We start from the raw sequence: 14,494 nt of genomic DNA on the forward strand, positions 1-14,494 counted from the left end.
AAATTCAGGTCGAGTCTTTTTAGGGTTTATTGAATATCGATTTTCTTACGGGTGGACTGATCGGCTTCGACTTTTGGCAAGTTCAGGCTTAATACGCCGTTTTCGAAGGTAGCGGCAATTTTTTCATCATCAACATTTTTTACCACGAATTGGCGGCGTAAGGCAGTCGTTGAGCGTTCCTTGCGCAGGTAGCGGCCGGTGGTTTCTTCTTTTTCTTCTTTTTGTTCAGTGTGTTCTGCGGCGATGATCAAAATCTCGCTATCGTATTCCACGGTAATTTCGTCTTTTTCAAAGCCGGGTAAATCGGCTTTTACTTCATAGTGATCGGGAAATTCCTGTACATCCACATTCAATTTGCGGTCTTCGTTGAAGCTGCTCATCAAACGGCCCACTAATTCTTCGCCGTCTAACCAATCTTTTTTTGGAAATAATAATCCTGCCATAGCGCATTCCTTCTTTCCCTTTTCTTTTATCGTAAGCCTTTGCGAGAAATTATTCAACCGATAAAGGACAAAGCATGCTAAAATGGAGTAACTATACTTTTACAAGGAGCTATGATAGAATTTCCTAGTGAAAAATTCGAATAGGTGAGAAAATGGAAATCATGGAAAAAGCGCCGGCTAAGATCAATCTTGGTCTGGACATTCTCGGCAAACGCCCGGATGGCTTGCATGAACTGTCAATGGTGATGGCAAGCATTGATTTGGCGGATCGTTTACAGCTGGAGGAAATTCCTGAAAACAAAATTATCATCGAAACCAATAAGGCCTTTTTGCCTACCGATAAGAAGAATCATGTATATGAAGCACTGGAGCTGGTGAAGGATCGTTACCAGATTGATACTGGACTGAAGGTGAACATTCATAAACAGATTCCGGTGGCAGCGGGCTTGGGCGGCGGCTCAACCGATTCGGCGGCGGCATTACGCGCGGTCAATCGTTTGTGGCAGCTGGGGCTTTCAATGGAGGAGCTGGCGGCATTAGGCGCTGAAGTAGGCTCCGATGTCCCTTATTGTGTATATAGTCAAACAGCGTTAGTGGAAGGCTTTGGTGAGAAGGTGACATTATTGCCTTCGATGCCTCAATGCTGGGTAGTGGTGGTTAAGCCGCGGATGAGTGTCTCAACCCGCAATATCTTTTCCCAGATTGTCATGGAGGATTTGTATCATCCCAACATTGATGCTTTGATTCAGGCAATTGAGACGCAGGACTATCAGATGATGACGGAAAATTTAGGAAACTCGATGGAAGTTGTAACGATTGCAAAACACCCAATTATACAAAGAATCAAGGACCGAATGATGAAATACGGAGCAGATGCAGCCATGATGAGCGGCAGCGGTCCGACAGTCTACGGTTTGTGCCGCAAGCATTCTCGCGCGCAGCATATTTACAATGCATTAAAAGGGTTCTGCGAGGAAGTTTATCTCGTGCGTACCTTGAAGTAAGATCCACTTGTGGGTCTTTTTTTCTGTCTTCGATTAGTGAAAAATAACGCGGGCTAAATATATTTACGCTTTTTCATATGAATGACCCAACATGTATTTTACGTTTTGACGGTCTTTTCGTTTAGTAAAACGTAAAATTTACGCTTTAAGTTGACGGATAGAAAAACATCTGTTAGATTATTTTAGGTTAAACGTATTTGAAAGGTGTGTACCGAAATGAAAAAAAGCGTTCTTTTCTTAACAGCCATCGCGGCTGTAGGTCTTTTCGCTGCTTGCGGCAATCAAGCCCAGGAACCAGCTGAAAATGAAAATATCCAAGTCATCACGACTTTTTATCCCATGTACGAATTTACTAAAGAAGTAGTTGGAGAGGAAGGCGACGTTCAGCTTCTAATCCCAGCTGGTACCGAGCCTCACGATTTCGAACCTTCCGCCAAGGACTTAGCGGAAATCGCTGATGCGGATGTCTTTGTTTACAACAGTCCAGAATTGGAAACCTGGGTGGACAACTTGACGGATAGTGTCGATACGGATCAAACAACGATTATTGAAGCGTCGAAGGATATTTCTTTAATGGAAGGTTCCGCTCACGAGCATGAAGAAGGCGAAGCTGAATCTGCAGAAGAACACAGCCACGAGCTGGACCCCCATGTTTGGCTGGACCCGGTTTTAGCGATTCAAGAAGTTGAGACTATTCGCGATGAGCTAAGCGCAAAATATCCGGATGACAAAGCGGTATTTGAAGAAAATGCTGCAGCGTATATTGAGAAATTACAGGATTTAGATAACCAATACAAAACAGCTTTTGCTGATGCGAGCAATAAAACCTTTGTCACCCAACACGCGGCTTTCGGTTATTTGGCAAATCAGTATGGCTTAACTCAAGAAGCGATTGCCGGAGTATCACCGGATCAAGAGCCGTCACCGACTCGCTTAAGCGAATTGAAGCATTATGTAGATGACCACAATGTGAGCGTCATTTACTTTGAAGAAAATGCAACATCGAAAGTAGCAGAAACCTTGTCACAGGAAACCGGCGTGAAGTTAGAGGTGCTGAACCCATTGGAAAGTCTGACCGACCAGCAAATCAAAGACGGCGAGAATTATATTTCAGTAATGGAAGAAAATTTGACGGCTTTGAAAGAAAGTATCAAGTAAGGAGCAATGCAATGTCCTATATAAAAGTAGAAAATCTTTCCTTTTACTACGATGAGGAACCGGTGCTGGAAAATGTGTCCTATCAAGTAGACCCCGGTGAATTTGTCATCTTGACCGGTGAAAATGGGGCGGCAAAGTCAACGTTGATCAAAGCTACGTTAGGCTTGTTGAAGCCTAGCAGCGGCCAAGTGACGATTGCCAAGGAAAACAGTGAAGGCAAGAAGCTGAGCATGGGCTACATCCCGCAACAAGTAGCATCATTCAATGCCGGCTTTCCCAGTACCGTGCTGGAATTAGTCAGCTCAGGTCGTTACCCGCAAGGAAAATGGTTCAAAAAATTAACGCCCCGCGATCATGCCCATGTGAAAAAAGCGTTGGAAGCTGTTGGCATGTGGAATACCCGCCACAAACGGGTAGGCGAACTGTCAGGGGGACAAAAGCAGCGGATCAGCTTGGCGCGGATTTTTGCCAAAGATCCGGATTTGTTTATTTTGGATGAACCGACTACCGGGATGGATGAGCGTTCACGGAATAATTTCTATGAACTGCTGCAGCATAGTGCCCATGAGCATGGAAAAAGTATTTTGATGATCACTCATGATCACGACGACATTAAACAATACGTGGATCGACAAATCCGCTTAGTACGGAAGGAGGACTCTCAATGGCGCTGCTTTCATATGAATTCATGAGACGAGCCTTTATGGCCGGGATCTTTATTGCTGGGATCGCTCCGATGCTGGGAGTCTTTCTGGTCATTCGCCGCCAATCGTTAATGGCGGATACTTTGTCCCATGTTTCGCTAGCTGGAGTCGCCTTAGGATTCTTCTTGAATTTGAATCCCACCATGACCACTTTACTGGTAGTCGTAGTGGCAGCAATTATCATGGAGTATTTGCAAAACATGTACAGCTCTTATTCAGAGATTTCGATTGCTATTTTGATGGCAGCGGGATTGGCGGTAGCGCTAGTGCTGATGAAGCTGGCGCCGGGAAGCTCCGCGGTGAGTATTCAATCTTATCTGTTCGGTTCTATTGTGACGGTCACTTGGTCGCAGGTCATCTTCTTAGGGATACTGTTTGTACTAGTTGGGTTGTTGTTTTTCCTATTCAAACGACCGATGTACGTGCTGACCTTTGATGAAGATATCGCAGCTGTTGACGGCTTGCCGGTGCGCATGATGTCAATGATCTTTAACGTAGTAACGGGTGTGGCGATTGCGATTATGATTCCGATTGCTGGAGCGTTGCTGATTTCAGCGATTATGATTTTGCCGGCGGCGACAGGCATGCGGTCAGGCAAAAGCTTTAACATGGTTATCTTGATTAGTGTGATCATTGGTTTTATCGGAATTATTGGTGGTTTAACCGGGTCCTTCTATTTGGACACACCGCCGGGTGCCACCATTACTCTAGGATTTATCTTCTTATTCCTGCTGATGAACGGCTTGCGGCGTCTGCGCATGATGACCCAGCGGAAGAAAAACCAAAACGATTAGAGGAAAGCGAAGGCTTTGCCTCTTTTTTTCGGCATTTTATTAGAAAAGCCGAACTTTTTCCGTCAAAAACCAGAAAATGCTCGAATTTTTAGGGCTAAACCCTTATAATGAGAAACGATAGAATTAGAATAGGAGTGAAAGACGTGAAAATTCGTCGTAGTGAGCGTTTGATCGACACAACGCAGTATTTATTAGAACATCCCCATACGTTGATTCCACTGACCTTTTTTGCTGCTCGATACCGTTCAGCGAAATCGTCCATCAGTGAAGATTTAGCCATTGTCAAAAAGACCTTTAAGGAAAGAGGCACCGGCTTTTTAGAAACCATCCCAGGAGCCGCTGGCGGTGTGGTTTACACTCCCAGTATTACCAATGAAGCAGCCAAAGAATACATTGAATCCTTAGCCGAACGTTTGTCAGAAGAAGATCGTTTATTACCAGGGGGCTACGTGTATCTGTCAGATATGCTGGGTCAGCCTGATTTGTTGCGGATGGTGGGCAGAATCATCGCTGCACAATACTTAGATAAAGAAATTGATGCGGTCATGACGGTAGCTACAAAAGGTGTACCGATCGCTCAAGCAGTCTCTTATTATTTAAATGCCCCATTTGTAATCGTTCGTCGTGACTCGAAAATTACTGAAGGTTCAACTGTTAGTGTTAATTACGTGTCTGGTTCATCAGAGCGTATTGAAAAAATGGAGCTGTCAAAACGTAGCTTGAAACGCGGATCGAAGGTCTTGATCGTTGATGACTTCATGAAGGGTGGCGGAACCGTCAACGGAATGAAGAGCTTGATTGAAGAATTTGAAGCCGAGTTGGTAGGCATTACCGTATTTGCGGAATCACGCTTCAAAGGTGAACGAGCGATCAGCGATTATCGTTCATTATTGTACGTGAAAGATGTCGACACCAGCACCAAAACCATCACGGTCGTTCCCGGAAATTGTTTTGAAGAATAAGCAAGGATTCCTTGCTTATTTTCTTGTGGACTTTTCTAAGTAGATTGAAAATGAACAGATAGTGAGCTACACTTAATCAGAGAAAACTATTAGGAGTGACTATTTTGGAAAATCGATACGCCATTATTTTGGCAGCGGGTAAGGGTACCCGCATGAAATCAAAGCTGTATAAGGTGCTGCATCCAGTAGCCGGCAAACCAATGGTAGAACACATTATTGAACGAGTGATTGAAACGAGTCCAGCAGAAATCGTCACTATCGTCGGTCATGGTGCTGAAAAAGTGAAGGCTCAATTAGGCGAACGAAGCCAGTATGCATTGCAGGCTGAACAATTAGGAACAGGCCATGCAGTCGTGCAGGCGGCCGACTTTTTGAAAGATAAAACTGGGACAACCTTAGTTATCAGTGGCGATACACCGCTTTTAACGACGCAAACGTTGGACAACTTGTTTGACTACCATCAAGGGAAAAAAGCCAGTGCCACAATTTTAACCGCTCATGCTGAAGATCCAACAGGCTATGGCCGGATTTTGCGAGATCATGTCGGCATTGTTGAGAAAATTGTGGAACAAAAAGATGCGACTTTGGAAGAAGCCCGCGTACAAGAAATCAACACAGGGACTTACTGCTTTGACAATAAAGCCTTATTCGAAGCGTTGGAAAAGATCGGCACTAACAATGCCCAAGGTGAGTACTACTTAACCGATATCGTTGAAATTCTAAAAAATGACGGCAAAACCGTTGCTGCTTACCAAACTGAAGACTTTGAAGAATCACTTGGCGTAAATGATCGCATGGCTTTAGCAAAGGCTAACGAAATTATGCGGGCTCGTATTAACAAGATGCATATGGTTAACGGAGTCAGCTTCATTGATCCTGCCAGCACGTATATTGATGCTGGGGTAGTGATTGGCTCAGATACCATCATTGAACCAGGTGTTCAGCTGCAAGGCAAAACAGTTATCGGTGAAGATTGCGTGATCGGCGCTCATTCTAAAATCGTCGACAGCACGATTGAAGACAATGTGGAAATCAAATCTTCTGTGATCGAAGAAAGCATTGTGCGTAAGAATGCTGATGTTGGACCGTATGCTCATTTGCGTCCACAATCAGATATTGGCGAACATGCCCATATTGGCAACTTTGTGGAAATTAAAAAAGCTTCAATTGGTGAGCAAACCAAAGTGGGTCATCTAACTTACGTAGGTGATGCAACATTAGGCAAAGAGATCAACGTAGGCTGCGGAGTTGTTTTTGTAAACTACGACGGCAAGAACAAGCATCATACCACAGTTGGCGACCATGTCTTTATCGGCTCTGGTACCAACCTGGTAGCTCCTGTGAACTTGGAGGACCATAGTGTTACAGCTGCCGGCTCAACTATCACCGAAGACGTAAAAAGCGGGGATATGGCGATTGCCCGGGCAAGACAAGTGAACAAAGAAGGCTATGCTTCACGAATTCCTTACTAATTTTTAAGGTAGATAGCTTGATTTCCTTGCGAAAAATGACTAGTATTTTAGTTGAAATAGTATATAATCGGTAGCGTATTGTAAAAAGAAAGTGGAGGGACCCATGTCAAAACAGTATTTTGATCCAAGATTGAAAATCTTTGCCTTGAACTCGAATCGTCCGTTAGCAGAAAAAATTGCAGAAGCTGTTGGTGTACAACTAGGAAAAAGCTCAGTAACTCAATTTAGCGATGGCGAAATTCAGGTCAATATCGAAGAAAGTATTCGTGGTGCGCATGTCTATGTCATTCAGTCAACCAGTAGTCCGGTAAATGATAACTTGATGGAACTATTAATTATGATTGATGCCTTAAAACGTGCAAGTGCAAAAACTATTAACGTAGTAATGCCTTATTACGGCTATGCACGTCAAGATCGAAAAGCTCGTGCTCGTGAACCAATTACAGCGAAATTAGTAGCGAACATGATCCAAAAAGCAGGAGCAACTCGTCTGTTAACATTGGATTTGCATGCTTCACAGATTCAAGGGTTCTTTGATATTCCAGTGGATCATTTAATGGGAGCACCATTAATTGCTAACTACTTTGTGGAACAAGGAGTTTGCGGCGATGATGTCGTTGTTGTATCTCCAGACCATGGCGGGGTAACTCGTGCTCGTAAATTAGCAGAATTTTTGAAGGCGCCGATTGCCATTATCGATAAACGCCGTCCAAAAGCAAACGTAGCAGAAGTTATGAACATCATTGGGAATGTCGACGGCAAAACCTGTGTCATTATCGATGATATGATCGACACTGCGGGTACCATCACTTTAGCTGCCAATGCCTTAAAAGAAGCTGGCGCAAAACAAGTATACGCATCATGTACGCACCCTGTTTTATCAGGTCCTGCAATGCAGCGTATCCAAGACTCAGCGATTGAGCACTTGGTTGTTACTGATTCAATCTACTTGTCAGACGATCGTAAAATCGACAAGATCGACGAAATCAGCGTTGGCGAACTAATGGGAGATGCCATCAAACGCATCCACGAAAACAAACCAGTCAGCCCATTGTTTGAAACTAAAAAATAATAGATTAAAAAGCGCAATTTTCCGGATGAAGGGAAATTGCGCTTTTTTTATTTATCTTCGTACGCGTATGCAGTCAGTGAAAAGTTGGACTGGCAACTAGTTCCAATTAAGGGAATCATTTTTCGAAGAGCGTGAAAAATGATTCTTATCGTCGTACGTCTACCATTTTACTAAACAGGTTTAACGATAAAATTGTATTAGCTTTGTTATGAGTTGTTTGCGCGATAAGAAACTGGGAAAAGTAAAACTGGCAAAAAAAGAACCCGTCGGTGGGTGGCCGACGGGAAAAGGAGTTAAAAAAATGAAAAAGTGTTAGGGTTGTTTGTTGGTATACTTATATACTACAAGATAAATGTGAAAATGTCATGAATTTAGTCTTGACAAACTATGAAGCTTATTGTAGCGAAAGAAAAACTTTAGAATTTAGGTAATTTAGACAAAAAGAAAACCCATCGGTGGGTGGCCGACGGGTAAGGAGTTAAAAATGAAAAAGTGTTAGGGTTGTTTGTTGGTATGCTTATATAATACAACCTAGATGTGAACGATTTGTGAATGTAGTGTTGGAAAAGTGTAAAACTTGAAGAAAGGTGAGAATTTTTTAAGGATGCTGTACATACATGCTTTTCTAAGCCCGTGAAAAATGAATCTCATCGTCATACGCCTATCATTTTACTAAACGTCACGAGTCTTTTTTTATTAGTGACTACTGAATTTCTTTCTATCTCAATAGAACTGCGAAAAGTAAAACTGATAAAAATAGCCTGCCGGTGGGTGGCCGGCAGGCAAGGAGTTAAAAATGAAAAAGTGTTAGGGTTGTTTGTTGGTATACATATACTATACAAGATAGATGTGACTAAAATATGAACGAAGTGTTGGAAAAGTTTAAAACTTGAAAAAGATCAACACATCTAACTAAAATTCACCATTTATTAGATAGAAAATAATTCTTAGTCAGTTTCCTATTTTTGGATACTATGAAAGCAGGACTGACAGCTACCTCCGTGTAAAGGAATTCATTTTTCCAAGACCACGAAAAATGAGTCCTATCGTCATACGCCTATCATTTTACTAAACGAGTTTAACCGTAATTTTGAGCAGATTTGATTAGTAAAGCTTTCACGATATAAAACTGCGAAAAGTAAAAGTGACAAAAGAAAACCTGCCAGTGGGTAGCTGGCAGGTAAGGAGTTAAAAATGAAAAAGTGTTAGGGTTGTTTGTTGGTATACATATATAATACAAGACAGATGTGAACGATTTGTGAATGTAGTGTTGGAAAAGTGTAAAACATTGAAAAGTTGGGAATTTGTTTTAGAAAGAATATGAATCTTTCTGAAGGGTTAGACTGTAGTTGAATATGTGGAGCTACCTCCAAGTAAGGAATTCATTTTTCGAAAGGCACGAAAAATGAGTCCTATCGTCATACGCTTACCATCCTGCTAAACGTCACTATTTGTTAGCTAGTTAGTAACTTTTTATGACCTTTTCTATTGTAGCTACTGCAAAAAGCAGGACTGGCAACTGGCAGCTACCTCCAGGTAAGGAAATCATTTTTCGAAGCCCGTGAAAAATGAATCTTATCGTCATACGCTTACCATCCAACTAAACATCACGAGACCATGTGTCGTAGGGAAACTATTGGATTTCTTTCTATCAATGCGGACTGCGAAAAGTTGGACTGGCAAAAAAATAGCCTGTCGGTGGGTGGCCGACAGGCAAGGAGTTAAAAATGAAAAAGTGTTAGGGTTGTTTGTTGGTATACATATATAATACAAGCTAAATGTGATAGATTCATGATCAAAGAATAGGAAAACAGTGAATTCTATGAATTAATTTCCTCTTTTTTCTTAATCCTCTATTACGCTTTTAGATTTGCCTGATTTTTCTTGGCGTAAATTTCCCGCAGCATCAAATACAAAGGAATCAGATCCTTTTCGCTGTAGTTGTGCTCTAAGACATGGATCGGAAGATTAGGCTTTTCCTTTTTCAGCAGCATAGACGAGCTGATAATCAGGTCGTAGCCGTCTTTTAGCGATGCATCGTAAGGTTCGGCTTCCACAAAACGCAGATCGTCTAAGAAACGATACAACTCCAATACGAACATGGCATTGTGCTCCATTGCAATCCCTACCTTCAAATCTTCCGCATAAGGGAATTGATTAAAGCAAGGCATTAACAGGTGCTTAAAGGATTTTCCTAACAGCACGCGAAGTGAGCGGACGAACTGATAATCGGTATTTTCGCCGGCAGTATGCATGAAGTTCATAATGTTTTGCTCCAGCACGTGTTCCCCTTGAGACTGATGCTCCTTATGTTCCAACACCATGCTCATGATATTTGGAAACGGTTGGCGGAACACATAATAGGCAAAGGTAATGTTCAACAGATTGCCGATAATCAGCGGATCATCCATGACCTCTGGTTTATCTGGGAACAAGGTCTTCTTAGCAAAGCGGCGGAATTCCGTCACGAAGCTGTTAACCGGGTTCGGATACGCCTCAAAGTCGTGCAAGGTTTGCTTCAAGCTGTTGTCGTCGCGAACGGTATAAAATGGTGCGTAGTGAGCCAAGAAATAAATGAAGCTGGATTCGCCTTTTAATTGCCTAGTCGTCATCGGTACATCCAACAATTCGCCTAATGAAGTGAAATCGTAGTAAGGATTGTTCTTCATTAAGAAATTGTAGCGGGTGTCGTATTTGGCAAAGTGCTGTTTGTTGATACGCATAATGGAAATGCCCGCAAACATGCGCAATTCGTGCACACCAAAATATGTACGTGACAACGGGAAGTAGGACTTGAAGGTTTCCACCGATTTGTCTACTAATTCTTCATCGACATCCAATGGGAAAGCTAATCCCCGAGTTCCTAGCCATAAAATATTAAACAGCGCAATCCGAATCAGACGCTCGTCACCAGACATCCCTGCTTCGGTATAAGTAAAACGCAAATTGAAGGTTTTTAAGTAGCGTTTCAAACGATCAATTTTACGGGAAACCGTGGAACGGCTGACATAATATTTATCACAAAACTTCTCAATGGTTGGTTCTTCTTCATTTAAGAAGTACAGAATAAACTGAAAAGGGACCGCTTGTTTCAGTAAATGGTAACGGTATTCGTCTAAGCTGGCAGAAAGATTTTCTAAATTGATTTTCCCCGCCCGCATCATGATGGTTTCGTGTTCTGGATAGATTTCTTTTAATTCTGCATCAATTTCATTTAATTCGATCACGGTTTGCTGATAGTTTAAACCCATTTCATCAGACAGTTGGCTGACCGGAAAGATTTGCATACTGGATTGATTCAAGTAACGGAAAATTGTAAAACGTAGAAGGAGCGATGAATCAAACATCAGTTCTTCATAAAGCATCTTATTTCCTCCTTTTTTAAGTGTAATTCGCCGAAAATCGGCAGATACTTGTCTACATTGTACTTTATTTGTTAAAAACTGTCAGTTTATAGACACGCAGGGCCATCAGAGCTTAATGTTATGCAGAAATTCTCGATTTCGTGTATGCTGAAGCTGAAGGTGATAAACATGACAAAATCAAGGCTGGAGGCCTTTACTGACGGCGTAGTCGCCATCGTTTTGACGGTTTTGGTCTTAGATATTCAAATACCTGATCCGCCGACATTAGGGTCGCTTTTCAGCATTTTTCATACGCTGCTGGCCTATGTAGTCAGCTTTATTTTTGTGGCGGTGATTTGGGTGAACCATCATCGGGTTATGCAGATGACGGAAAAAATTAATTACGGCGTGATCTGGGCCAATATTTTCTGGCTCTTTTGGCTAACTTTGTGTCCGGCGGTAACCAGCTGGGTGGGGCGTAATCCCAATGAGTTTTGGCCGGAATTGGCGTATGTGGTGGTGTATGGAATGTGGAGTTTTTCCTTTGGTGTCTTATCAAAGAAAATTATTAAAGCCAATGACCCCGACAGCCATGTGGTGAAGGTCCTGAAGCGGGACAAACGCAGCCGGCTATCTATGATTATTAATCTGATCCTGCTGGCGGGCGTGTTCATTTATCCGGCGGTGGGGATGCTTGGACGGTTCCTAGTTTCGGCTTTGTGGGTAGTTTCTTACCGCAAGGCGGATGAGTACTATCATAAAATTTTTCCAACCAAAAAACGAGCTTGATCACTACGATCAAGCTCGCTTTTTTCATAACTAGCAAGCTGAAGGAGTTCCTGCAGCTCTTTTTATGGTTCTGGATGCAGCACCCGACGTAGGAATTCTTTAGTACGGGCTTCTTTTGGTCGAACGAAGAGGTCTTCTGGTGAGCCTTCTTCAGCGATCAAGCCTTGATCCATGAAGATTACCCGGTCAGATACTTCTTTAGCAAAGGCCATTTCGTGGGTTACCACTACCATGGTCAAGCCAGATTCCGCCAAGTTTTTCATAATGCTTAGCACGTCGCCCACCATCTCTGGGTCCAATGCTGAGGTTGGTTCGTCAAACAGCATTACTTCTGGGTCCATCGATAAGGCGCGGGCGATGGCTACCCGTTGTTTTTGTCCGCCAGACAGCTGGGCTGGTTTAGCATCCGCAAAACGGGACATGCCAACTTTTTCCAGGTTTTCCAAAGCAACTTTGCGGGCTTCCTGTTCGTTGCGTTTCAAGACGGTCATTTGGCCGCTCATGCAGTTTTGCAGGACATTCATATTGTTAAACAGGTTGAAGGATTGGAACACCATGCCTAAGTGGGTACGGTATTTCGGCAGGTTGTAGCCATCCTCCAAGACGTTTTCACCTTTATAAAGGATTTTTCCGTCAGTTGGTGTTTCTAATAGGTTGATACAACGCAGGAAGGTTGATTTCCCAGAACCAGAGGCTCCGATGATGGTCACAACTTCTCCTTTGTTCACGTTCATACTAATATCTTTTAAGACGAGATGATCGCCAAAGCTTTTTTTCAAGTGTTCAATTTGAATAATGTTATCCATGAAAATACTCCTCCCTCTTATTTATCCGCTTCAATGGCAACGTCGTCTGCTTCTTCCAATCGTGCATAAGCATCCGGACCATCCATTTTCTTCTCTACAAAGCGCAATAGGCGAGTGGCTGAGAAGGTCAGTACGAAATAAATCACACAAATAATGAAGTAGGTCTGGAAGAACATGTAGTTGGTTCCAGCCGCTGATTTCCCTTGGAAGAACAGCTCAGAAACGGAAATAATACTCAAAACAGAAGTATCCTTGATGTTGATGACCAATTCATTCCCAGTAGCTGGCAGGATGTTGCGCAATACTTGCGGCAAGACAACCTTGTTCATCATTTGGCCATGAGTCATCCCAATTGCTTGAGCGGCTTCAAATTGTCCTTTGTCTACGGCGAAAATTCCGCCACGAACGATTTCTGACATGTAAGCACCGGTATTAATCGAAACAATAAACAAGGCTGCAGCTGTTCGGTTCAAGTCGATCCCGAAGGCCATCGCAATTCCGTAATAGATAACCGCTGATTGTACGATCATTGGTGTGCCGCGGAAAATTTCGATGTAGGCATTTAAAACCCAGCCGAAAACTTTTTGCAGGCCGCGTTTGGCGCTGTTTTTTGATTCAGGAATCGTACGGAAAACGCCGATTAACAAGCCGATCCCCGTACCAACTGTGGTACCGACGATTGCCAGCAGCAAGGTCATACCAGTTCCTCGTAAGAACATCATACCGTTTTGATTCAGGATACGGATAAAGACGTTTTCCTGTGAACCATCTTCGTTAGTGGCAACTTCTTCATTGGCCGGCTGATCTTTAATCGCCTGGTCCATGATCTCGGTGCGTTCTTCCGCTGGAATTTCGCTCAAGATTTGATTAACTTCTGCTAATAAAGGATCACCTTTACGCATCCCAACCGAGACTTGCACGTCTTCCGGGTTGTTTTGGAAGCCTTGATCTTCAGGAAATTCCACCATGTTTAGATCAGGATTTACTGATTCAACGGTAACTCCTTCAGGTCGTTCTCCCACATAACCATCGATGGTGCCGGATTCTAAGGCTACCCGCATGGCAGGGAAATTATCCATTGCCTGCTGTTTGTCGACGTTTGGAATTTGGTCAATGACACTATAATGGAAGGTACTCAGCTGAGCGGTAATTTTCGCTCCAGAGAAATCTTCCAGTGACGTAGCTGTTGCATATTTAGAATCTTTACGGGTGATAATAACTAATTGTGATTCGTAGTATTCATCTGAGAAATCCACTTCCTTGCGGCGTTCCTCTGTTGGCGACATCCCCGCGATGACGGCGTCGATCTTACCGGATTGCAGGGCTGGCAATAGGCCGTCCCACTCGGTTTTGACGATAACTAGCTTGCGGTCCATTTTTTCGGCGATTTGTTTGGCGATCTGGACATCGTAACCGCCGGCATAGGCTTGGTCTCCTTGAATTTGGACTGCACCGTTGCGATCGTCCTTTTGCGTCCAGTTGAAAGGTGCGTAGCCAGCTTCCATACCGACTCTCAGCTCGCCCTCCGGTGTGCGATCATCTGCATGTGTTATCTGCGGCAGAGCTAAAAATGAAACAAATAAAGCCAATAAAGCGATAACTGAAAAAATTCTTTTGTTCATGTTTTCTTCCCCCTTGATATGATAAAACGAGATGGGTTGCCTGTAATTGACAAGTATTCTGGCTAAAAGAAAAAAGCCGCCAGAAAACAAAGGCCGCTTGCAAATATAAGAAGATGTCCCTCTCACAAAACATAGCGCAACTTAGCATCACTGCTAAGACAGTCCGCAAGTTATTGACTTGCGTCCCAACATACGGCATAAAAGAGAATCCCGTACATTTCGGCGAACCTTCCTAGACCTACTTCTTCGTGCTCTTTCACTCCATAGGCTTAATAAGTTTCGCGACCTCTACCTCATTGATTGAGGCATCTCGTATTCAGTTAT

12 protein-coding genes and 1 riboswitch are annotated in these 14,494 nt (G+C 43.1%); of the genes, 8 read left to right on the top strand and 4 right to left on the bottom strand.

Features of this window, described 5'->3' with window-relative positions:
• Window positions 1–26: 26 nt before the first annotated feature.
• Window positions 27–443: an Hsp20 family protein gene (locus JZO70_RS16515; RefSeq protein WP_207674774.1), complete on the bottom strand. Its 417-nt coding sequence runs from the start codon at window positions 441–443 to the stop codon at window positions 27–29.
• Between the two features lie 152 nt (window positions 444–595).
• Between JZO70_RS16515 and ispE the strand changes: the two genes are divergently transcribed.
• The 7 genes from ispE (at window position 596) to JZO70_RS16550 (ending at window position 7,609) form a co-directional block, all read left to right on the top strand.
• The gene (ispE, locus tag JZO70_RS16520; protein ID WP_207674775.1) at window positions 596–1,447 is read left to right on the top strand and encodes a 4-(cytidine 5'-diphospho)-2-C-methyl-D-erythritol kinase; all 852 of its coding nucleotides are present in this window, start codon (window positions 596–598) and stop codon (window positions 1,445–1,447) included.
• 216 nt (window positions 1,448–1,663) lie between these two features.
• Window positions 1,664–2,605 (top strand): metal ABC transporter substrate-binding protein, encoded by a 942-nt coding sequence (locus JZO70_RS16525; protein ID WP_207674776.1) that lies wholly within the window; start codon window positions 1,664–1,666, stop codon window positions 2,603–2,605.
• A gap of 11 nt (window positions 2,606–2,616) precedes the next feature.
• Window positions 2,617–3,297 carry a metal ABC transporter ATP-binding protein gene (locus JZO70_RS16530; protein WP_207674777.1) on the top strand — a complete coding sequence of 227 codons (681 nt, stop codon included), beginning with the start codon at window positions 2,617–2,619 and terminating at the stop codon, window positions 3,295–3,297.
• Window positions 3,270–4,103: a metal ABC transporter permease gene (locus tag JZO70_RS16535; RefSeq protein WP_207674778.1), complete on the top strand. Its 834-nt coding sequence runs from the start codon at window positions 3,270–3,272 to the stop codon at window positions 4,101–4,103. The genes JZO70_RS16530 and JZO70_RS16535 overlap by 28 nt, the downstream gene beginning before the upstream one ends.
• 143 nt (window positions 4,104–4,246) lie before the next feature.
• Window positions 4,247–5,065, top strand: a complete 819-nt coding sequence (gene purR / locus JZO70_RS16540; protein ID WP_207674779.1) for a pur operon repressor — start codon at window positions 4,247–4,249, stop codon at window positions 5,063–5,065.
• A 104-nt stretch (window positions 5,066–5,169) separates the two neighbouring features.
• Window positions 5,170–6,537, top strand: coding sequence for a bifunctional UDP-N-acetylglucosamine diphosphorylase/glucosamine-1-phosphate N-acetyltransferase GlmU (gene glmU, locus JZO70_RS16545; RefSeq protein WP_207674780.1), 1,368 nt, complete (start codon window positions 5,170–5,172; stop codon window positions 6,535–6,537).
• Between the two features lie 103 nt (window positions 6,538–6,640).
• Complete coding sequence (locus tag JZO70_RS16550) at window positions 6,641–7,609, top strand: ribose-phosphate diphosphokinase (protein ID WP_010756328.1); 969 nt, start codon at window positions 6,641–6,643, stop codon at window positions 7,607–7,609.
• Window positions 7,610–9,465: 1,856 nt separating this feature from the next.
• Here the strand turns inward: JZO70_RS16550 and JZO70_RS16555 are convergent.
• The gene (locus JZO70_RS16555) at window positions 9,466–10,974 is read right to left on the bottom strand and encodes a helix-turn-helix domain-containing protein (RefSeq protein ID WP_207674781.1); all 1,509 of its coding nucleotides are present in this window, start codon (window positions 10,972–10,974) and stop codon (window positions 9,466–9,468) included.
• Window positions 10,975–11,142: 168 nt separating this feature from the next.
• Here JZO70_RS16555 and JZO70_RS16560 point away from each other — a divergent pair, with 168 nt between their 5' ends.
• On the top strand, window positions 11,143–11,742 hold the full coding sequence (locus JZO70_RS16560) for a TMEM175 family protein (RefSeq protein ID WP_207674782.1): 600 nt from the start codon (window positions 11,143–11,145) through the stop codon (window positions 11,740–11,742).
• 62 nt (window positions 11,743–11,804) lie between these two features.
• Here the strand turns inward: JZO70_RS16560 and JZO70_RS16565 are convergent, their stop codons facing one another.
• Both JZO70_RS16565 and JZO70_RS16570 read right to left on the bottom strand, forming a co-directional pair.
• On the bottom strand, window positions 11,805–12,548 hold the full coding sequence (locus tag JZO70_RS16565; RefSeq protein WP_207674783.1) for an amino acid ABC transporter ATP-binding protein: 744 nt from the start codon (window positions 12,546–12,548) through the stop codon (window positions 11,805–11,807).
• 17 nt (window positions 12,549–12,565) lie between these two features.
• Entirely contained in the window at window positions 12,566–14,170 is a 1,605-nt protein-coding gene (locus JZO70_RS16570; RefSeq protein WP_207674784.1) for an ABC transporter permease subunit, read from the bottom strand.
• 124 nt (window positions 14,171–14,294) lie between these two features.
• A riboswitch (Lysine riboswitch) is annotated at window positions 14,295–14,469 on the bottom strand.
• Window positions 14,470–14,494: the final 25 nt, after the last annotated feature.

Origin of the sequence: Candidatus Enterococcus moelleringii (assembly GCF_017377575.1) — a bacterium.
Taxonomy (GTDB): domain Bacteria; phylum Bacillota; class Bacilli; order Lactobacillales; family Enterococcaceae; genus Enterococcus_A; species Enterococcus_A moelleringii.